This window comes from Polynucleobacter sp. AP-Reno-20A-A9, assembly GCF_018882085.1.
Lineage (GTDB): Bacteria > Pseudomonadota > Gammaproteobacteria > Burkholderiales > Burkholderiaceae > Polynucleobacter.
The window spans coordinates 184,859-204,484 of record NZ_JACVPB010000003.1; the positions used below are offsets into that span (position 1 = coordinate 184,859).

General features: G+C 46.5%; 20 protein-coding genes and 1 pseudogene. 6 read left to right on the forward strand and 15 right to left on the reverse strand.

Features of this window, described 5'->3' with window-relative positions:
• Positions 1-2: 2 nt before the first annotated feature.
• From ICN39_RS04220 to ICN39_RS04245, 6 genes are all read right to left on the reverse strand, one after another.
• Entirely contained in the window at positions 3-578 is a 576-nt protein-coding gene (locus ICN39_RS04220; protein WP_255532284.1) for a DUF3306 domain-containing protein, read from the reverse strand.
• Positions 578-1,093, reverse strand: coding sequence for a DUF3305 domain-containing protein (locus tag ICN39_RS04225; protein ID WP_370623674.1), 516 nt, complete (start codon positions 1,091-1,093; stop codon positions 578-580). Before ICN39_RS04225 ends, ICN39_RS04220 begins: the two co-directional genes overlap by 1 nt.
• 32 nt (positions 1,094-1,125) lie before the next feature.
• Positions 1,126-2,214: an iron-sulfur cluster carrier protein ApbC gene (gene apbC / locus ICN39_RS04230; protein WP_216232837.1), complete on the reverse strand. Its 1,089-nt coding sequence runs from the start codon at positions 2,212-2,214 to the stop codon at positions 1,126-1,128.
• A 129-nt stretch (positions 2,215-2,343) separates the two neighbouring features.
• Positions 2,344-3,285, reverse strand: a complete 942-nt coding sequence (locus ICN39_RS04235; protein ID WP_370623687.1) for an anion permease — start codon at positions 3,283-3,285, stop codon at positions 2,344-2,346.
• Between the two features lie 80 nt (positions 3,286-3,365).
• Positions 3,366-4,013: a DUF47 domain-containing protein gene (locus ICN39_RS04240; RefSeq protein ID WP_216232839.1), complete on the reverse strand. Its 648-nt coding sequence runs from the start codon at positions 4,011-4,013 to the stop codon at positions 3,366-3,368.
• 66 nt (positions 4,014-4,079) lie between these two features.
• Positions 4,080-4,274 carry a heavy-metal-associated domain-containing protein gene (locus ICN39_RS04245; protein ID WP_216232840.1) on the reverse strand — a complete coding sequence of 65 codons (195 nt, stop codon included), beginning with the start codon at positions 4,272-4,274 and terminating at the stop codon, positions 4,080-4,082.
• Between the two features lie 51 nt (positions 4,275-4,325).
• On the opposite strand from ICN39_RS04245, the gene ICN39_RS04250 reads away from it, so the two are divergent.
• The gene (locus ICN39_RS04250; RefSeq protein WP_216232841.1) at positions 4,326-6,593 is read left to right on the forward strand and encodes a cation-translocating P-type ATPase; all 2,268 of its coding nucleotides are present in this window, start codon (positions 4,326-4,328) and stop codon (positions 6,591-6,593) included.
• A 50-nt stretch (positions 6,594-6,643) separates the two neighbouring features.
• On the opposite strand, the gene ICN39_RS04255 is transcribed toward ICN39_RS04250, so the two are convergent.
• Positions 6,644-7,441, reverse strand: a complete 798-nt coding sequence (locus ICN39_RS04255) for a DUF3047 domain-containing protein (RefSeq protein ID WP_216232842.1) — start codon at positions 7,439-7,441, stop codon at positions 6,644-6,646.
• 47 nt (positions 7,442-7,488) lie between these two features.
• On the opposite strand from ICN39_RS04255, the gene ICN39_RS04260 reads away from it, so the two are divergent.
• The 5 genes from ICN39_RS04260 to ICN39_RS04280 are packed head-to-tail and all read left to right on the forward strand — an operon-like array spanning position 7,489 to position 13,046.
• Positions 7,489-8,985 (forward strand): glycosyltransferase family 39 protein, encoded by a 1,497-nt coding sequence (locus ICN39_RS04260; RefSeq protein WP_216232843.1) that lies wholly within the window; start codon positions 7,489-7,491, stop codon positions 8,983-8,985.
• Between the two features lie 49 nt (positions 8,986-9,034).
• Positions 9,035-10,078, forward strand: a complete 1,044-nt coding sequence (locus ICN39_RS04265; protein ID WP_216232844.1) for a lysylphosphatidylglycerol synthase transmembrane domain-containing protein — start codon at positions 9,035-9,037, stop codon at positions 10,076-10,078.
• A 17-nt stretch (positions 10,079-10,095) separates the two neighbouring features.
• Entirely contained in the window at positions 10,096-11,355 is a 1,260-nt protein-coding gene (locus ICN39_RS04270) for a glycosyltransferase family 9 protein (RefSeq protein WP_216232845.1), read from the forward strand.
• A gap of 5 nt (positions 11,356-11,360) precedes the next feature.
• Positions 11,361-12,152, forward strand: coding sequence for a phosphatase PAP2 family protein (locus ICN39_RS04275; RefSeq protein ID WP_216232846.1), 792 nt, complete (start codon positions 11,361-11,363; stop codon positions 12,150-12,152).
• Between the two features lie 6 nt (positions 12,153-12,158).
• A complete protein-coding gene (locus tag ICN39_RS04280; RefSeq protein WP_216232847.1) occupies positions 12,159-13,046 on the forward strand; it encodes a 23S rRNA (adenine(2030)-N(6))-methyltransferase RlmJ in 888 nt (295 codons plus the stop codon).
• Here the strand turns inward: ICN39_RS04280 and ICN39_RS04290 are convergent.
• From ICN39_RS04290 to ICN39_RS04325, 8 genes and pseudogenes are all read right to left on the reverse strand, one after another.
• Positions 13,043-13,689: pseudogene (locus tag ICN39_RS04290) on the reverse strand (heme-binding protein). The gene ICN39_RS04280 and the pseudogene ICN39_RS04290 overlap by 4 nt on opposite strands.
• Positions 13,689-14,633: an LD-carboxypeptidase gene (locus tag ICN39_RS04295; protein WP_216232850.1), complete on the reverse strand. Its 945-nt coding sequence runs from the start codon at positions 14,631-14,633 to the stop codon at positions 13,689-13,691. Before ICN39_RS04295 ends, ICN39_RS04290 begins: the two are co-directional and overlap by 1 nt.
• Positions 14,630-15,088 carry a tRNA adenosine(34) deaminase TadA gene (tadA, locus tag ICN39_RS04300; RefSeq protein ID WP_216232851.1) on the reverse strand — a complete coding sequence of 153 codons (459 nt, stop codon included), beginning with the start codon at positions 15,086-15,088 and terminating at the stop codon, positions 14,630-14,632. Before tadA ends, ICN39_RS04295 begins: the two co-directional genes overlap by 4 nt.
• Positions 15,089-15,553: a 6-carboxytetrahydropterin synthase QueD gene (queD, locus tag ICN39_RS04305; protein WP_216232852.1), complete on the reverse strand. Its 465-nt coding sequence runs from the start codon at positions 15,551-15,553 to the stop codon at positions 15,089-15,091.
• Positions 15,554-15,588: 35 nt separating this feature from the next.
• Positions 15,589-16,242, reverse strand: a complete 654-nt coding sequence (gene queE, locus ICN39_RS04310) for a 7-carboxy-7-deazaguanine synthase (protein ID WP_216232853.1) — start codon at positions 16,240-16,242, stop codon at positions 15,589-15,591.
• A 28-nt stretch (positions 16,243-16,270) separates the two neighbouring features.
• Positions 16,271-16,999, reverse strand: coding sequence for a hypothetical protein (locus ICN39_RS04315; protein WP_216232854.1), 729 nt, complete (start codon positions 16,997-16,999; stop codon positions 16,271-16,273).
• Positions 16,975-17,676, reverse strand: a complete 702-nt coding sequence (locus ICN39_RS04320) for a hypothetical protein (RefSeq protein WP_216232855.1) — start codon at positions 17,674-17,676, stop codon at positions 16,975-16,977. The genes ICN39_RS04315 and ICN39_RS04320 overlap by 25 nt, the downstream gene beginning before the upstream one ends.
• A gap of 63 nt (positions 17,677-17,739) precedes the next feature.
• On the reverse strand, positions 17,740-19,611 hold the full coding sequence (locus ICN39_RS04325) for a radical SAM protein (RefSeq protein WP_216232856.1): 1,872 nt from the start codon (positions 19,609-19,611) through the stop codon (positions 17,740-17,742).
• Positions 19,612-19,626: the final 15 nt, after the last annotated feature.

Consider the following 19,626-nt stretch of genomic DNA (forward strand, 5'->3'; position numbering starts at 1 on the left):
TCTTAGGTTTTTTTCTGTTCGGGCTGAATTGATGACTCATTGAGAACATTATTCGGCACTTCATCCAATGGAGCTGGTATTTCTTGTGTGGATGTTAAATCACTTTGCTGCTGGGTTGCCAATGTGTTCCCCTCAAGCTGAGAATCGGAGGCTTGGCTTGCGCTTTGCTGAGATTTCTGAACATTCTCTTCGCTCGACTTACTGAATAAATTGAGCATATCGCTCTGAACCATTCTCTCGAGCATTCCAGGCGGCAATGGGTCTGGCTTACTGTAATCATCAATATAGATATCCAATCCATCCATGATGTTGAAGTGAGGATCGGTAAACATTTTCTTTAAAGCGGCCTGCTGAACTGAGGGATCTACATCCGGCTTCATAAAGGCAGAAAAGTCTGGATCAAAACGATCGATCTTAGCTACATCTTCTAAGGTAGCAGGTGGAGGTGCAGGCTCTTGGGCGCCCTCAACTATTGGAGTCTGAGAAACTTCTTTAGGAATCTCTACTTTTTTTTCTGGTGAGACATCCTCTTTGCCAGCTTTACGCTTAGACCAGCGCCCCAGAAATCCATCGGCCATCATTCCTCCATAGGGCGTTCTGCGCCCTTGAATGAAGCGGGCTTATGGCGTTTTTTGGGTTCGGGCCGGTAGTTGTCATTGACATACTCCTGCAACCAAGCAGCATGCTCGTCAATCATGGGAACCGTATCAACTGACTCACCACCATCAAGCAAGCGTGCAGCCTCGTTATAGCTGACACAAATACGGTGTGGAATTGCAAAAGATGGCTCGGCTTTAGCCAAGGCAATAGATTGTTCGTCGATGTAACGCTCAACATCTTCCTCTAGACGCCACATCACAAACCAACTTGGGATTGCAGCTGAAACATTGAGATAGTATCCCTCAGCCTCATCCAGAAAAAGATCAAGCTCATAGCCGGTAAACATCCAAGATTCACCATCCTCATCTCGCCCCAGAAACTGACCCACAATGGATTTAGTTTGTTGGCTGTTGAATTGCCCAAAATCAGGCAATACCTCCTGAGGCACCCAGCGGTAAGAGACCCATGGGTTATCAATATTCTGTTTACGCATTAGCACTGCAAAGCGCATAAATGTTCAGAGCCTCAGGTGTTTTGAACCACAATGTTCGGAAATTTACTGCTCATATCCTTGGATAAAGTAGCAACACGGATGGCGACCTGTCTAGCAATACCTTTATAGATTGCGCTAATTGCGCCGTCTGGGTCGGCCACTACAGTTGGACGCCCGGCATCAGCCTGCTCACGAATCGAAAGATTTAGAGGTAGTGAGCCCAAGAAATCTACTGCGTACTCTTTACACATTTTTTCACCACCGCCAGCACCAAATACATGCTCTTCATGTCCGCATTTGGTACAAACGTAAGTACTCATGTTCTCAATAATGCCGATGATGGGTACGCCCACCTTCTCGAACATCTTGAGGCCCTTACGAGCATCTAGCAAAGCAATATCTTGAGGTGTAGTAACAATGACTGAGCCTGTGACAGGAACCTTTTGCGCCAAAGTCAGCTGAATGTCACCCGTACCAGGCGGCATATCCACAATCAAGTAATCTAGATCACGCCAACGGGTTTGACGAAGCAACTGTTCAAGCGCTGAAGTCACCATAGGACCGCGCCATACCATGGGGGCGTCATCATCAATCAGAAAACCAATTGAGCTTGCCTGCAAACCATAGGCCTCCATTGGCTCAATCGTGTTTTCTTCAATAGAGTCTGGTCTACCAGTAATGCCCAGCATCATTGGCTGGCTTGGGCCATAAATATCCGCATCCAAAATACCGACCTGCGCACCTTCAGCAGCAAGAGCTAAAGCGAGATTCACGGCCGTTGTGGACTTCCCTACTCCACCCTTACCGCTAGCCACGGCAATAATATTTTTTACGCCAGGCAATAATTTCACGCCACGTTGAACGGCATGCGCAACGATTTGACTTGAGATATTGACGCTCACATTTTTGACGCCTGACAATTCACGTAAAGCATTAATTACCGATTTACGAATCGAATCAAACTGACTTTTAGCGGGATAACCCAGCACGATATCTAAAGAAATATCGCCATCTTCTACGCGAAGATTTTTAATATTTCTGGCTGAGACAAAATCGATCTTCGTATTGGGATCAACTAAGTTTTTTAGCGCTGCCTGTACCAACTCTGGTGTAACCGACACTACATTCTCCTAATATGAATAAACCTAGAATGGACCTCTAGGTTTTTAGTATTTTCTTAATTAGCGCTAGCTTACTCGTAGCTGCCAATATTTGCTGAAAGTGACTTTGATCACCTTCTATTTATCGCATTAGAAAATCAGCAGACTCAGATAATAGACTGCCATCGACATCAAAGCAGTGGCTGGGATGGTGAAGATCCAGGCCCAGACGATGTTTCCGGCGACCCCCCAACGAACTGCACTAGCCCTTTGGGTCGAGCCAACACCAACAATAGCCCCAGTGATTGTGTGGGTAGTCGAAACGGGAACGCCCAAGGCTGTTGCCGCAAACAAAGTGATGGCGCCACCAGTCTCGGCGCAGAAACCGCCCACCGGTTTGAGTTTTGTCAGTTTTTGACCCATGGTTTTTACAATCCGCCAACCACCGAACATCGTACCCATCGCAATGGCGATATAGCAGCAAATAATGGTCCAGGTCGGAGGCATCTTTGCGCCAGCTTCCGCGTAACCCGTAATGATGAGCAAGAGCCAAATAATACCGATAGTCTTCTGAGCATCATTGCCGCCATGACCCAAACTATAGGCGCTAGCAGAAACTAACTGCAGCCGGCGGAACCAACGATCTGTTTTTGCTAGGTTAGCGTTTTTGCAAACCCATGCTACTAATAACATCATTAAGGAGCCAAGCAAGAAACCCACCAACGGAGAAATAAGAATAAAGGAAACGGTTTTGATGATTCCGGACCAGACCAAGCCATCTACCCCAGCCTTTGGTAATGCCGCTCCAACTAAGCCACCGATCAAAGCATGGGATGAACTGGATGGGATGCCGTAATACCAAGTAACCACATTCCAAATAATCGCTCCTACCAAAGCACCAAAGATCACATGCAAATCAACCGCAGCTGGATGAACAATACCTTTACCGACGGTAGCAGCTACGCTTAAGTGAAAAATGAAGATGGCAAGAAAGTTAAAGAAAGCAGCAAAAACTACCGCCTGCTGTGGCTTTAAAACACCAGTAGAAACTACAGTCGCAATAGAGTTAGCAGCATCATGAAAGCCATTCATGAAATCAAATGCAAGAGCAAGCACCACTAATAGTGCTACAACCCAAAAAGCTACTTCTGTCGCTGGCAACTTAATTCGCCTTAAGAGTTTTCAAGAACGATGCCTTCAACCAAGTTGGCAACGTCTTCACATTTATCGGTAACTTCCTCGAGTAGCTCATAGATACGCTGGCACTTAATGAGCTCACGCACTTCGATGTCTTCACGAAACAATCTAGTAATAGCAGTAGATAGAAGGCGGTCAGCCCCAGACTCCAAGTGATCAATTTCATCACAAGTCTTTAACGCCGCTTTAGCTACTTCTGGATCAGAGATATCTTTTAATGTAGCAACGGCATTCTTCATGCTGATGCAGCACTGATTACAAAGCTCTGCCATTTGCAACATCTCTGGCGTCATTTGCTTAACGTCATACAAATGCATTGCTTCGGTGCCGTTTTGCAACAAATCAGCTACATCATCCATCGTATTGATGAGTGAAAAAATTTGGTCACGATCGATAGGCGTGATGAAGGTCTTATGCAAACGACGATGCACTTCTTTAACAACATCATCACAAGCATGCTCTGCTGTATCAACCTCTTGGGTGTACTTAGCGCGTAATGTTTCATCGCTGTAATGCTCAACGAACTTCAAAAAAGATTCGGAGGCGGAAACGATATTGCTAGCGTGCTCATTAAATAGCTCGAAGAAATTACCATCGTGAGGCATTAACTTACTGAAGAACATAAATCACGATCCTTTAGGAACAAAAACTACGGGTTTTGCTAGGTTTGCCGACATTCTAAACAATTGCTATTGAACAACTGGAAAGCCAGCATCTGTTATAAGCTGGCTCGCCTGCGCGGCAGATAAGGTGGTTTCGAGTGTCACTATTTGACTTGCCAGATCGGCCTGAACTTTTGCCTGAGGGTCCTCAGCTTGGACCGCCCGAGTTACGGCATTAATACAGCCTCCACAGGTCATTCCAGATACTTTCAAACTCAACATATAGGCCTTTTTGATTTGAATATAGCTTGTATAGAGTAGATTATCTTCTATATGGACCCCCAAAAAGACACTAATTCAGAGCTATTTACTCTTGATATCGGCGGGATGACCTGCGCCTCTTGCGTTGGTAGGGTTGAAAAAGCCTTAGACAAGATTCCAGGGGTTGAAGCTGCTAGTGTGAATTTGGCTACTGAACAGGCCAAAATACGCATAAATACCGATTCTGGGCTCAAAATCAATGAAATCATCGCTTTGGTACAAAAAACGGGTTATGAAGCCAAAATCAGCGCGCCCCACGGCATACCAGAGTTAGCCCCCTCTAAATTGTTCTGGGGAGCCGATGGTCTGGGTCGTGTCATTCTAGGCTTTGGTCTTTCAGCCCCACTCTTTTTGCCCATGCTCCTCATGCCTTTTGGCATTCATTGGTCACTATCGCCGACATGGCAGCTATTGCTTGCTACTCCAGTGCAATTCTTCTTGGGCTGGCGTTTTTATAAAGCAGGTTTCAAATCGCTGATGTCAGGTGTTGGCAATATGGATTTGTTAGTGGCACTTGGTACAAGTGCAGCATACGGATTGAGTGCGTATCAAATGATTGCGTCACCTCATGCAAGTCACGAGCTCTATTTTGAAGGATCAGCCGTCATTATTTGCATGGTCATGCTTGGTAAATGGTTAGAGGCCCGAGCCAAACAACAAACTAGCGAAGCGATACGCGCATTACAAAAACTATGGCCTGAGCATGCCAAAGTCATCGATCGCAATATTGTCATCACCGAAGGCTTCGCATTAGATCAATTTCGTGACCTGCCGCTAGATCAAGTATTCCCTAAAGATCGCGTCTTAGTATTACCAGGTGAACGTATACCGGTAGATGGAATCATTCTTCTTGGCAACAGCCATGTTGATGAGTCTCTTCTCACAGGGGAAAGTAATCCCGTCAAAAAACATGTTGGCGAAAAAGTCATTGGCGGCTCACTGAATGGCGAAGGCTTATTAGCCATTGAGGCCCAGGCGGTGGGCGTTGAGAGCGTCCTCTCAAAAATTATTTCATTAGTGGAAGACGCGCAAACCCAAAAGGCGCCCATACAAAAATTAGTCGATCAAGTCAGCGCGATCTTTGTTCCTAGTGTGATTGTGATTGCGCTTATTACCGGATTGGCGAATTGGTTTTATTTAGACTCCACATCAGTAGCCATATTGCGGGCGGTCTCAGTTCTCGTCATTGCATGCCCATGTGCGCTTGGTCTTGCCACACCTGCAGCCATTATGGCGGGAACTGGCGTTGCAGCGCGCTTTGGAATCCTCATTAAAGATCCGCAGGTTTTAGAGTTGGCGCACCGCTTAAATGTGGTGGCCTTCGATAAAACGGGAACGCTCACCATTGGCAAGCCAAGACTACTGGAGATTATTACTTTTGATGATTCATATGCAATCGATGACATCCTCGCGAGTGCTGCAGGCTTACAACTCGGTAGCGAACACCCTCTTGCAAAAGCACTGCTAGATGCCGCTAAACAACAGGGTCTAAACCCTATTACCCCGACTGACAGTAAAGCCCTTCCTGGTATTGGCATCAGTGGCAAACCAAGCGCTGGAGCTTTCTTGGGTCTTAGCCTAAGCCTACAAAGTATTGCATCGCTAGAAGACAACCCCCAACACCCCACAATACTTGCAAAGGCGCAAGCTTGTTTTGATGCTGGCCAAACAGTCTCCGTACTAATGAATAAGGAAAATCCCTCATCACCCATTGCCATCATCGCCTTTGGAGATGAGTTAAAGAGCAGCGCCAAGGGGGCCATTTCCTCATTACATGATTTACGCATTCGTGCAGTGATGCTTTCTGGTGACAATATTGCCGCCGCCAATCGCGTTGCCAAAACCATTGGCATTCAAGAAGTATTTGCGCAAATTATGCCAAGCGATAAAGCAGAAATCATTCGCCAACTCCAATCAAAAGATGGTGTGCGTCAATTTGTTGCAATGGTGGGGGATGGCGTGAATGATGCGCCCGCTTTAGCAACCGCAGATGTTGGCATGGCAATGTCCACCGGAACTGATGTAGCCATGCAAGCCGCTGGTATTACCCTCATGCGAGGCGATCCTACTCTGGTGGCGAATGCTATTGATATCTCCAAGCGGACTTGGAAAAAGATTCAGCAAAACTTATTCTGGGCTTTTATCTTTAATGCTACCGGCATTCCCCTGGCCGCACTAGGGTATCTATCACCGATGTTAGCTGGTAGCGCAATGGCGCTATCAAGCTTCTGCGTTCTCAGTAACGCACTACTACTCAAGCGTTGGCGCCCTGCACACTAATCAGTAACCGGCATTACTTACTAGAGCGTTACTGATGATTTACCTTTTGTTTATTTTTGATTCTTGCGGATGAGTTCAATATCGCCGTAATACGCACGCGTTTCTGATTTGGTATTGTCAGTGTCAGTGAGTAAGGCGATACCAATAACTTGACCAGGGCTCTCGCCATAGGCACGCTTGAAGTCAGCTGCTAAATCACGCTGATGTTTGTGCCATTGATCCAAATTATCCCAACCGGAATCCACCACAATCATTTTGATGCGGGAAGTATGTGCATTCGGAATGATGGCATCAACAGGGGACCTTCCAGACCAGATATACATCAGTGTGGCATATGGCATTTCTTGCCCGCTAATGAGATTAGCCATCTCAAAAGTCATTTTTTCTTTTAAAGGTAGCTTTGACTTATTACCATCAAATGCAACCAAAATACGTAGCGGAGCATCGTCCGCATAAGCATCAGCATTATCAGCATTAACAATCGGATTGATTGCCTTCCATTCCCACTGCAGCCACAAATTATTTGCCTGACGAGGGCGTAACTTGACAGCCAACCCGGAGGCAGATGTTTTGGAATTAGCGCTCAACACTGTTCTGCCCTGATAGTTTTCTAGGCGATAAACCGTATTCTTTTTAAAGGGTGCAATGCGATAAAAATTCCAACCATTGGGCATACCAGCGCGCGCAGTCTCGGCAGAGAATTTAGGCAAGTCCTCTTGGGCCGGCAATTGATCCACATTAAATGCCTGTCCTGCCTCGTTTTGTACGGAATCGCCGCCCAGCCCTGCACATCCAGTCAAAAATACGACTGCGCCAAGGATTAAAAGTGAGAAGGCTCGCTTAAGCATGCCCTAATTGTCCCAAAGAATGATCTCTGTGAGTCTAAAATCATCGTATGCGCCAACAATCACCTTCCAGCTGGGCTGCAATCTGCATCCTCATTGCCGCGGCAGTGCACCTAGCTTTAGGCTTTTCAATAGAGTTTTCAGTTGATGAGGCCCACTATGCGTTATATGCCCAACATTTAGCCTGGAGTTATTTTGATCATCCGCCTTTGGTAGGTTGGATACAGTGGCCCTTGGTGGCGCTCACCTCTTCGGAGGGCATCATTCGCTTCATTCCAGAGTTGCTATGGATTCTCTCTAGTTACCTAGTTTATGAAGTAACCGTTGAAGTGCACCACTTTATTCGTGGGCGCAACGCAGGCTATCTCACGAGCGCACTGCCATCAGCAAACTTATGCGGGCTAATGGCGGTCCTAACTGTTATCGCAGCACCGATGCTGCACATTCTGGCAATTGGTTTACTACCAGATACCTTGCTTGCGCCATTAAGCCTTGGCCTGATGTGGATGGCTTTACGTTGGCTAAGCAAAAACCAATTTAGTATTGGCGATTGGATTATTACTGGCGTCTTATTAGGCCTAGCAGGTTTAAGCAAATACACGGCTGCTTTTACTGCGCTTGCATTGTTATTGGTATTGCTGAGCGCGCCAAGAAAACCATGGATTACAAAAGTGGGTTTTTGGATTGCTGCACTAAGCGCTCTAGTATTGATCACTCCCGTCCTGTATTGGAATTGGGCTAATGATTGGATTTCATTTAAATATCAGCTTGCCCATGGCGGTGGCGGAGAATGGCTCTGGCGCAGGCTGGGCGCTTATATCGGCATTCAAATACTAGTGTTTGGTCCTCTTTTTATTTTAGGATCTGTTGTGTTTTTAAAAGATTGCATGCACGCAACAAAACTATCATTGCTTGCGCTCTTCGGATTCTTTCTGATTCCATTCGCAATCTTTGTCAGCCTCTCTGGTGGAGGTGGACTTCCTCACTGGACTTCGCCTGCATGGTTTTGTCTCGCGCCATTTGCCGGAATTGGTTTAGCAAAAGCTTGGGCTACGCAACATCGTTATTGGATTCGCATTTTGTTTTTTATCCAAATTGCTCTGTGTTGCATCGGCTTTGGATATGTATTGTCAGGCGGTATTAACTCAGCTTCTATCAAATCCAATCCGATTGCTGATTTATACGGCTGGAAGGCGGCAGGTCAAAAAGCAGCCGATCTCAGCAAAGCGACTAAAGCTGATGGTATCGCCGTTCAAAATTGGACTTTAGGTAGTCGGGCTGCTTGGTATGCATCACCCATTCCGGTCTTTGTTCTAGACCAGAGACAGGATCAGTTTGATCTCTGGTTTGGAGACCTTGCCCCAGGCGCAAATGTGCTCCTAATTAACTGGTCTGGTATGTCATTCCCTTTGCCCGTGGGCAATAAATCAGGATTTCAGGCCTGCGAACCCTTGGATAGCCTAGAAATCGTCCGATTTGGCCGAGTTTTATCTAAATTTGACTTTAGCCTTTGCAGTCATTGGCAAGGCCCTGGCCGCGCGGAGTAATTCCCCCAAATTCAAGACCTTAGGCGCCTGAGGCATTATCCTTACGCTTATGAGTTCACCAGCCAAGCCCAACCCCAAAATCCAATCGGGGTGGAAATCCATTCTGAAGAAGGCTTGGCCTACCATTCGCGTTCTACTCTCCGTCGCTTTGCTTTGGAAAGCAACGAGCGGGATTGATTGGCGCTCACTATTTGACACTCATATTCAGATGCAGCCTCTATGGTTCTTGGCGGCCCTAGCAAGCATGATGTTTGCATTTATTTGCGGCGGATATCGCTGGGGATTGTTTATGCAAACAGTAGGATTTCCTCGCCGTATTCGCTCTTATATTGGCCTCTACTTCGCAGGCGGCCTCATTAACCAAGGTCTGCCGAGTACGTTGGGTGGAGATAGTTATCGCGCCATTACTGCAACGCATTTAACTAGCGCCGGCAATCTCACCGAAACCAAAGAATTAGACAGTGAACTTCATCACTCAGTAGACCTTGAGCACGCCACTCCTAAATTACGTTTAAGTTTTTCGATGGTGCTTGTCGACCGTCTCCTCGGTTTAGCTGGTAACAATTTACTAGGCGGAATTGGCTTGATATTGGGTGGCGCCACCCTTGCGGCATGGGGTCAGGACTTAGGCTATGCAGTAATGGCAGTAATGCTGTTAGCCGGTGTAGCAATTGCCCTCATTCTTGCCTGGGAGCCTAGCAAGCAACTTCTGGAAAAACTCTTAGAGCGCTTCAATATGAATAACGCCATGCCTGGTATACAGCTAGCGTTTTCGTGGCCTAACAATATTGCCCAAGCGTGCCTGGCAATTGGCATTCACTTCCTCACTATTTTGACACTACTCTTTTGCCTTAAGGCTTACGGTGTAGATGCGCCTATCGAAGGCTTAATGATTGGCTTGCCTGCGCTTAGCCTGTTACTTATGTTGCCGATTAGCATTTCGGGATGGGGCTTGCGTGAAGCCACTCTTTCATCAGTCCTGGCCTTATGGGGTGTGAACCCCTCACTAACGGTATTAGCCTCTATTAGCTACGGAGCAATTACTGTTTTATCGGTGCTGCCAGGCGCTTATTTTTTATTAAAACGTAAATAATTTTTTAGAGCCAAACTATGACTATTAGTGTCAACACTATGCGGGCGATTGATCATTGGGTCGGTGTGCCTCTTTGTGCAATCGTTAGCCCTTTTATCGCCTTGATTGATCGCATAAAAAATATATTCAATCACGGCCCAGAGACTCCAAAAAAATTACTCTTTATTGAGCTCTCAGAAATGGGAAGCGCCATTCTAGTAGATCCTGCAATGCGCAATGCGAAAGCTCGTGGGGCGGAGTTATTTTTCTTGATCTTCAAAAGCAATCGCGCGAGCCTGACATTGCTCAACACTGTCAAACCAGAAAATATCTTCACCATTGATTCATCTAGCTTGGGTGGATTAATCAAAGATACGCTACGCTTTCTGATACTTGCTCGCAAGCACCGCATTGACACCGTCATTGACTTAGAGCTGTTCTCCCGCTTTACCGCCCTGCTGACTGGTATGTGTGGTGCGCGACGTCGCGTGGGATATCACATATTTCATGGCGAGGGATTGTGGCGTGGCTTCATGCTCACTCGCAAGGTGCATTACAACCCGCACATTCACATTACTAAAAATTTCTTGTCATTAATTCATGCGGCATTTGCCCAACAAATTGAAGTTCCATTTAGTAAGATTGAGATTCCAGACTCTGAAGTACGCCTAGAGCAAGCCATTATTAATCCAAGCGCCCTAGAAAAAGTGCGTGAGCGTATTGAAAAAATGGCTAAAGAGGCACGTATCAATTACACACCTGAAAAAGATCGCCTCATTCTGATCAATCCGAATGCAAGTGACCTGCTTCCGCAGCGCCGTTGGGCTCAACAACGTTTTTCTGAACTCATTCAAGCAATCCATCAGCAATATCCAAACGATCTCATCTTGATTACCGGCTCACCTGCTGAGTTTGTGTATGTTGAAAAAGTTCGGGCCGTTGCCAATGTTAAAAATGCGTTGAATTTTGCTGGACAGGTGAGCTTTGCTGAACTTCCACCTTTGTACACGCTATCGGATGTCATGGTTACTAACGACTCTGGTCCCGGTCACTTCTCTGCGGTGACACCATTAAGAACAGTTGTTCTGTTTGGACCCGAGACTCCAGCCCTATACGGCTCTGTTGGCAATTCTATTGCGATCACCGCCAATCTAGCTTGCTCGCCCTGCGTAAGCGCTGCCAATCACCGTAAAACCCCTTGTCAGGACAACGTGTGCATGCAGGCCATCACCGTTCCACAAGTCCTGGATAAAGTCATCAAGCAATTACAAGATGCTGATACGGCAAAGGCTCGCTAAGCTGGATGAGTAAAAAAGTAATTTCTACCTATGCTTGGTTCATTCCATTAGCCCCTCTTGCGCTCGCTTGCGCAATTTATTTTGGTGAATTTCAAAGCGGTACTTTTTTATTTATTAACCGCTTTACACAATTACTGCCGGACACGTTTTGGGCTTGGCTTACTTTTTTAGGGAATGGTTGGGGGGTCTTTGCATTTGCCTTTCCATTACTGTTGCTTGCACCAAGGATGCTGACTGCTGGAATTTTTGCCGGCGGGATTGCTGCATTAGCAAGCACTGCTTTAAAAGGTTTCTTCGATCTACCGCGCCCTGCAGGCGTGCTGACCGATGGCAGCTTCTATCGCATTGGTGAAGCCTTACTTCACAAAGCCTTTCCTTCTGGACACACACTGACTGCATTTGCTATTGCAAGCGCTTTATATTTTTCCGCAGATAAAGAAAAACGTACTCCATTCATGCCGTTATTTCTACTTGCAGCCTTAGTAGGTCTTTCACGTAGCGCTGTAGGGGCTCACTGGCTTACTGATGTTTTAGGTGGTGCGGGTGTTGGCATTTGGTGCGGAATGCTCGGGGCTTTAGCGGCCAATCAATTTCCAGAAACCCAGCTGGGGCCAAGAAAAATCTGGTCGCATCTGATTGCGCTTGGCGGCGTTATCGCAATGTACGCCCACCTTACTCAAATCATGGATCTGGAGTTAAATCTGCCAATGCAGTATCTCTCTATTGCCATTGTGGCTTTCACCCTAGTCTTTTATGTAAAGGCGCAATTTACTCAAGCGCCTCGCAAGGCAGAATAATTCAAGATGTTTAGTTATCGACATGCATTTCATGCGGGAAGTCACGCAGACATCCTCAAGCACCTCACCTTAATTCATTTAGTTCAGTATCTTCAAGAAAAACCTGTAGCGATCACCTTTGTTGATACTCATGCAGGCGCCGGCATCTACAGCCTGCAAGATGGCTTTTCGACAGTGAGCAAAGAAGCTGACGGTGGAATCTTTCGCCTCAAGCAATATGTGGAAACTTGCCATCGTGCAAATACTCCAGTCCCTGAGAGCATTCAAGAGTATCTGAAGTACATTGATGCTGAGAATATTGAAGGTCAACTGAACACCTATCCCGGCTCCCCCTTTATTCTGGCCCGCCTGCTTCGACCACAAGATCGACTCAAGCTATTTGAACTACACCCTAAAGAGATTGATATTCTGCGCCACAATATTGGCGAGCTAAAGCAGTCTAGACAGATTGATATTTATGCCGAGGATAGCTTTGCCAGACTCAAAGGACTACTCCCCCCTCCCAGTCGTCGCGGCCTTGTATTAATTGATCCTTCTTACGAAGATAAGCAAGACTATCGCTATCTTGAAGTCGCCATGGAAGAGGCACTGCAACGCTTTGCCACAGGTTGCTATGCGATTTGGTATCCAGTACTACCTAGAAGAGAATCGGCAGCCCTGCCTGATCGTCTGAAAAAAATTGCTACAGCACATAAACGCTCTTGGTTACATGCAGAATTACGTGTTGAAAATGCGCCAGGTGAGCGCCGTTTACAAGCTAGTGGAATGTTTATTATCAACCCACCATGGACTCTAGAAAAACATCTAGCGCAGGCTCTACCCACTTTGACCAAGGCTTTAGGAATTAATGGCGGCGGCCAGTTCTTACTGAAGAGCTTTGAGGCCAAAAACTAGTCACGCAGGTTAATCAAAACCTCGTTGCGACGCATGAAGGGCAAAGTCCAAGGCGGGTTGTAGCGTGCAAAATTAGGGTTACCTGCACCCATTAAATGGCGAGTCTTGAGCCACTGCTCTAGCTCCAATGTTTTTTCAGCTACTTTCTGATTGTTATAAAAACCACTAAAGCTAATCACTGCCTTTTTACCGCGGGAATTTGGCGCAATTGCACCTTTGAATTCATGGGCTTGGGTATTGATTCCATCGTATATTCAGCCGGCATCACAAATGACACTGTCCATTTGCCCGCATTTGACTCAATTCCTACAGGTGCAGTCATTGCAATCTTTTCGCTCTTTACTGATTGATCTTCAATTGTCACAGGCGCAGTCATTGCGATTTTTTCACTCACTTGATTCTGACCAAAAATATATGCAGCAATCAAACGAAACCCTTGGCTCGAGGCCTCATCTAAATCACCTTCAACCTGCACCTCAGCCACAATCATTGGCGCATAAGAGCGAATTTCAAAAGGGGGCTCTTTTTCGAGAACAGCATATTTTGGCTCTTCGGTTGCCATGACTGCTCCTGTAAAGGTAAGTGCAATGAAAAATAAAACACTTTTAAAGAAAGAGCTATCCATACGGACTTCAATAAACATTACCACTGCGCTTTAAGTTCAAATCCATTTGAATTGAAATGTAAACTAGCTTTGGCGCCAATAGGCAAAGTTAATTTATTAGCCTGATGTCCGAATGGCAGCCCAGTCAAGATTGGAATTGCTTCTGGTAAACGCTTGCGAATCGCTTCAATTGCACGCTCGAGCGAATACCCCTTATCGTTATCATAAAGACGATAAGCGGAAAAGCCGCCTAACAATATAGCCGCTTGATCTGAAAGAATGCCCGCATCCAACAGTTGCATCAACATTCTTTCAATCCGATAAGGATGCTCATTAACATCTTCCAAAAACAAGATGCCGCCTTGCGTTTGCTTGGTACTTGGAAGGTATGGCGTACCAACCAAACCAGCTAGAACCGTTAAGTTACCGCCCCACAATAAGCCCGTGGGTGAATTTTCTATAGCTTTACCAAGGAAGGACTGTGGAATTGATACCTGACATTCCAGTTTGCGATTCTGAATAGCCTCCTGGAAATGCTTCCACATAAATTCATCCGGCACTACCGGAGCACCATTATCACCCAACCTTCCAAAGTCGTAGTTCAGCATCGGACCAGCCAAAGTGATGGCACCAGTTTTCGCTAATAATCCCAACTGAAAGACGGTGAAGTCACTGTGACCACATACTTGCAAACCATTTTGAATGGCCTTTGTAATTGCATCCCACTCAATACCTGGTAGCAAGCGATGGAGCCCATAGCCCCCACGCATAACCATAACTACAGTTTGAGACTCTAATTTACTTAAATGATTTAACTCAGCAAGACGTTCGTCATCACTACCAGCAAAGCGCTCATAGGCACGATGTACGCAATCTGCATTATGGATGGCGATACCTTGGCGTCCTAACCAATCAATACCGGCCAATGGACTTTTGCTATCTAAGCTTGCCCCGGAAGGAGCAATGATGTGAATGGATTTCAACGTCGCCCCTTAAAAAAATCACGTAGCAATTGACCGCACTCTTCACTCATGATGCCACCCTCAACACTTGTCTGGTGATTAATCCGCTTTGAAGAGAATAAATCTAATACGCTGCCAGCCGCACCAGTTTTAGGATCTGGCGCCCCATACACCACTCGATCAATCCTAGCATGGAGCATGGCTCCAGAACACATTGCACAGGGCTCAAGGGTGACATATAGGGTGCTACCAGGGATGCGGTAATTTTCTTCGGCTAGAGCGGCTTGTCGCAAGGCCAACATTTCAGCATGGGCGCTCGGATCATGATTTGCAATCGGCTTATTAAATGCCCTCGAGATTACCTGACCATCCCGAACTAGCACCGCACCTACAGGAACCTCGCCTGATTGCGCTGCCAACTGAGCTTGCTCAATTGCCATGCACATATATTGCTGATCAAGCTCTGTTTGCGTCATTTAGACAGGATGCACATCAGCCCAGCAATTGGGCGTCTCATAAAGACGAATGGAAGAGAGCTCTAAGCGGCCACTAAAAGCTTTGCTGAAAACGGGTTTCAATATTGCAAAGGCAGCGTTAGCTAAGTTCTCGACAGTAGGAACGTGTTCCATGACGACTGTTTTGTGACCAGGTAAGGTCGACAAAAAAGCGACTAAACCTTCATCCTCTTTGGCCACTAAAAATGCATGATCCCAAAGATCGACTACGTGTTGGTTTGTTAAGCGCTTGATATCACCAAAGTCGAGCACCATGCCATCATCTGCTTTACCAGGATGATCGGCTACCTGGCCAGTCAGCGTGACTTCAATTGCATAACGATGTCCATGCAGATGGCGACATTGGCCATCATGATTAGGAATACGATGCCCGGAGTCAAACTCAAGGCGGCGGGTAATGGAGATGGCAGGTTGTTTATTTGTCATTAGGTGCTTATTTAATCCTGTTTGAGCTTAGTCAACTATCGAATCCCAATCAGTTTATGAGATTGCAGACTCAACCTCCACAAAGGACGCTTTTGGCATAAGCTTACTGCTAACTCAGTATTGCTTTTGAGGTTTTGCCCATCCATGGGCTGCAAGAAACGATTGCGATAATCCATCCCCTCAAAGCGGGCCATGAGTTTTTCTAATGCCTGATGGTCATTTTGCGGGATCACTAGCTTTAATTCATCGGCTTGAAGAACGATCAGGTCAGAACCAGCTTTAGGACTTACGCAAACCCAATCCACTCCTTTGGGAACTTTGATGGTGCCATTCGTCTCAATTGCCACTTCAAAACCTTTTTGATGAAGTGCTGCAATCAACTCTTCGTCTAATTGCAAGAGCGGCTCTCCGCCCGTGAAAACCACATAACGCTGCTGAGGACCGGCCGAAGTGCTTCGCCATGAAGCCTCGATGGCATCAGCAAGTGAAGCGGCAGTTTCAAACTTGCCACCGCCAGCACCATCGCTACCTACAAAATCGGTATCGCAAAACTGGCAAATAGCTGTTGCGCGATCCTCTTCACGACCGCTCCAAAGATTGCATCCAGCAAAACGACAAAATACGGCCGCCCTACCAGTGTGGGTGCCTTCGCCTTGGAGCGTGGGAAATAGTTCTTTTACGGTATACATAGCAATGCATCTATTTTAAGCGCTTTGCTTATTTCCAGGAGATTAACTCCCACTCCAGATAGTCTTCCCAGTAGGCATTAGCCCAATACACGCCAGTAGTGATATAGCGGCCTGAACTGCGTCGAATAACCCAGCGTCCGATTTCTGGCGCAAACCACAAGTCCTCTTGCCGTTGATTGCCAACCCTAAACAGGTCATTACTTACAAAATTCGGCATTTCGTTATGAATCCGCAACACTAAAAATTGCCCAGCGGGGGTATTAATCCGCTCCCATTGCGATGCAGTCATACTAAGCCCCCAGTAATAAGCTCCATCGGGGTATCCGAGCACTTGATATTGGGACGTAAAAAATCCATCCCAGCCAGCCTGTAATTTTGGGGGCCACATCGGGATAGGCTTTATGAATTTCTGAGTTGGCTTCCAATGGGGGTCTTGTACAACATAACCCCAGGGGGATTGAACTTCATCTGGAAGGGGTCCAGACTTAATGCTCGTGCGAGCAATGCGCACTTCATTGCCAACAGAAACTACTTTTTCGGTGACGGTATCTACGATCTCTTGATTAAATACATTCCGAACTTGATAAACCCATTCTTGACCTATCTTGGGCGCTCTGACTACTGGAGCTGGTATGGGCTGAGATTCAAGGATGCCCCGTGGGTAGGGTTGAGAAGAGATGCATGCGGCCAGTAAGACTGGCAGCATCAATAAGATAAAGCGACGCAAAGAGCCTACTTGTAAGAAGTCAGCTGCCATTGAAAACTATCTTCTAAATTGGGCATACCTAGCTGGCCTTGAATCATGTACGAACCAGAGGACTCTCGTGCTACCCAGCGTCCAATGCTCGGCGCAAACCAAACGGTTTCTTTGCGAATGCAATTTACTTTATTGTCATCATTGCTCTCATAGTTGATGAGGTTTTGATAACGCAAGGTTAAGAATGTTCCGGCAGGCACAGTAATCTGCTCCCAGCCATGCGCACTCATAAATTCCTGCCAGCCATAGGCCGAATCTGGATAGCCCGCTATTTTGTATTTGGTGTTGAGCTGCTTATTCCAGCTGGAAGACAACTCTGATGGCCATAAAGGGATAGCTGGAGTAAAGCTAATCGTACGCGACCACTGCGGATCAATCTGCACTACACCCCATGGGCCCTGCACTTCGTTCGACAGCTTGCCACCGCTTTCATCTGTACGCTCAATCACAATAGTCGAGCCAACGCTAGCAAGACGCTCGGTAATAATTCCTAAGTTTTTCCCATCGAATACATTGCGCTTGATATAAGACCACTCCTGGCCGACTTGAGGGGCTCGCACTAATGGGAGAGGCTTTGGTTGTGCAACCGGTGTCCCGCGCTCATATGAAAGAGGAACCCCGCAAGCTACTGGGGCTAATGCGGCTGATGCAATAAAAGTACGACGCGATAAATTCATTGATTTCTCCTGCGTTAATTGGGAGCTTTGCAAATAATTGTAAGTCTGATTTATACGGGTGGGCTAGCGATATAAAGCATTTTGTATGAAATTCTTAGGGATCGTTGTCTTTGGTACAGCAATACCCAAACCATCAAACCAAGACTGTGCTTTGATCTCAAAGCCTACGCCATGCATATAGTTATAAATGGCCTTTTTTAGCCCCTGGCCGAGCGCGTCATGATCAACTCCAGTAGGATCAATGAAGGCTACATCATTCTTGGCGAAAGTGATTTCCGGCAATGGAATGAGTTCAATGCCGTACTCTTGAGGATTCAGGCCGACAGGAGAATGCACGGTACAAATAAAACGATGGAAGAAGCCACTTTGTATACAGCCATTCTCAAATAACTGCCTTACATACTCCAAAGCATCCACCGTCTCCTGGACGGTTTGTGTAGGGAAGCCATACATTAAATAAGCATGAACCAAGATGCCGGCATCTGAGAAACCTTTAGTAACTTGAGCAACCTGCTCAACCGACACACCCTTTTTCATGAGATTGAGCAGGCGATCAGAGGCTACTTCGAGGCCTCCAGACATCGCAATACATCCACTTTTTGCCAGCAACTCTGCCAATTCAGGTGTGAAGGTTTTCTCAAAACGAATATTGCCCCACCAAGAGATCAGCACCTTGCGGCGAATGAGCTCCTCAGCTAGCGCCTTTAATATCTTAGGTGGCGCAGCTTCATCTACAAAATGAAATCCTGTCTGCCCAGTCTCGTGAACAATTTGCTCAATGCGGTCCACCAATAAACTGGCTGACGCAGTTTCATAGCGAGAGATGTAATCAAGAGATACGTCACAGAAGCTACATTTTTTCCAATAACATCCATGCGCAACAGTTAGCTTATTCCAGCGGCCGTCGCTCCATAAGCGATGCATGGGGTTGAGCATATCCAAAAGGGATAAATAAGAATCCAGCGGCAACCCATCCCAAGTGGCAGTTCCAACTTCTTCAAAAGGAACATCTAGCTCTTGCCAATTCAGATATTGCACTTGGTTTTTGGAATTCCGAATAAAGGTGCGCACCAATCTTTCTGTGGAGCGTTTGCCGCCGAGGTGCTCGAGCAAAGCAAGCAGTGGTCTCTCACCAGAATCTAGCGTAATGAAATCAACATAATCAAAGATGCGAGCATCTGATAGCTCTCGAAGCTCTGTATTGACATAGCCTCCACCTAAGGCAATCTTGATTTTGGAATGTGATTTTTTAATCACCTGGGCTATACGCAAGGCCGCATACATTGCCCCGGGGAAGGGTACCGATAGAAGCACTATCTCCGGCTGGTGGCGCTCAATCGCTTTGCCGGCTAAATCTTGTAAATGCAGATCCATGAGTGTTGGCTTAGCCTGGAGAGCATCAGCCAAAGGCGTAAATGTAGGCTGACTGCTTGCTAAAGACTCTGCATAGCGCACGAATTCAAAGCGATCATCAACTGCATCACGTAATACATCGGATAAATCATTGAGATAAAGAGTGGCTAAATGACGCGCTCTATCTTGCGACCCCAGGGCACCAAAGGCCCAAGACAAAGAATCGCCTGCCTCTTCATCATCAAATGCATCAAGAGAGGCAAAGCGTGGCCCCTCAGGTAAAAAATCACGGGTATTGATGCGATGACTTAAAGTGCTATCGCGCCCCTGTAAGAAACTAATGGTCGGAGCAATGGTGGATTGATATGAATCAAAGTAATCCAGAAAGAAATTGACGCTGGCACTGCGACCCTCTTCGGGAACAGTGAGCGCTTGAGTGCGAATCTCCACCATACCCTCTGGAGTAAAAAAACTCAGCACCAACGCCAAGGCGAGATCCTCTTGAACAGCATCAACACCACGCGATCTCAAGAACCCCGTGAGATAGGCCGTAGAAGGATACGGCGTATTCAGCTGGGTCATGGGTGGAATGAGACT

Excerpts from the sequence above, each read along its gene's own strand:
- ICN39_RS04270 (WP_216232845.1), top strand. The coding sequence starts at position 10,096 with ATGACTATTAGTGTCAACACTATGCGGGCGATTGATCATTGGGTCGGT.
- ICN39_RS04325 (WP_216232856.1), bottom strand. The coding sequence starts at position 19,611 with ATGACCCAGCTGAATACGCCGTATCCTTCTACGGCCTATCTCACGGGG.
- ICN39_RS04245 (WP_216232840.1), bottom strand. The coding sequence starts at position 4,274 with ATGTTGAGTTTGAAAGTATCTGGAATGACCTGTGGAGGCTGTATTAAT.
- ICN39_RS04315 (WP_216232854.1), bottom strand. The coding sequence starts at position 16,999 with ATGGCAGCTGACTTCTTACAAGTAGGCTCTTTGCGTCGCTTTATCTTA.
- ICN39_RS04280 (WP_216232847.1), top strand. The coding sequence starts at position 12,159 with ATGTTTAGTTATCGACATGCATTTCATGCGGGAAGTCACGCAGACATC.
- ICN39_RS04240 (WP_216232839.1), bottom strand. The coding sequence starts at position 4,013 with ATGTTCTTCAGTAAGTTAATGCCTCACGATGGTAATTTCTTCGAGCTA.
- ICN39_RS04255 (WP_216232842.1), bottom strand. The coding sequence starts at position 7,441 with ATGCTTAAGCGAGCCTTCTCACTTTTAATCCTTGGCGCAGTCGTATTT.
- ICN39_RS04275 (WP_216232846.1), top strand. The coding sequence starts at position 11,361 with ATGAGTAAAAAAGTAATTTCTACCTATGCTTGGTTCATTCCATTAGCC.
- ICN39_RS04320 (WP_216232855.1), bottom strand. The coding sequence starts at position 17,676 with ATGAATTTATCGCGTCGTACTTTTATTGCATCAGCCGCATTAGCCCCA.
- ICN39_RS04235 (WP_370623687.1), bottom strand. The coding sequence starts at position 3,285 with ATGAATGGCTTTCATGATGCTGCTAACTCTATTGCGACTGTAGTTTCT.
- ICN39_RS04260 (WP_216232843.1), top strand. The coding sequence starts at position 7,489 with ATGCGCCAACAATCACCTTCCAGCTGGGCTGCAATCTGCATCCTCATT.
- ICN39_RS04220 (WP_255532284.1), bottom strand. The coding sequence starts at position 578 with ATGGCCGATGGATTTCTGGGGCGCTGGTCTAAGCGTAAAGCTGGCAAA.
- ICN39_RS04250 (WP_216232841.1), top strand. The coding sequence starts at position 4,326 with ATGGACCCCCAAAAAGACACTAATTCAGAGCTATTTACTCTTGATATC.
- ICN39_RS04225 (WP_370623674.1), bottom strand. The coding sequence starts at position 1,093 with ATGCGTAAACAGAATATTGATAACCCATGGGTCTCTTACCGCTGGGTG.
- queD (WP_216232852.1), bottom strand. The coding sequence starts at position 15,553 with ATGACAAATAAACAACCTGCCATCTCCATTACCCGCCGCCTTGAGTTT.
- ICN39_RS04265 (WP_216232844.1), top strand. The coding sequence starts at position 9,035 with ATGAGTTCACCAGCCAAGCCCAACCCCAAAATCCAATCGGGGTGGAAA.
- queE (WP_216232853.1), bottom strand. The coding sequence starts at position 16,242 with ATGTATACCGTAAAAGAACTATTTCCCACGCTCCAAGGCGAAGGCACC.
- tadA (WP_216232851.1), bottom strand. The coding sequence starts at position 15,088 with ATGACGCAAACAGAGCTTGATCAGCAATATATGTGCATGGCAATTGAG.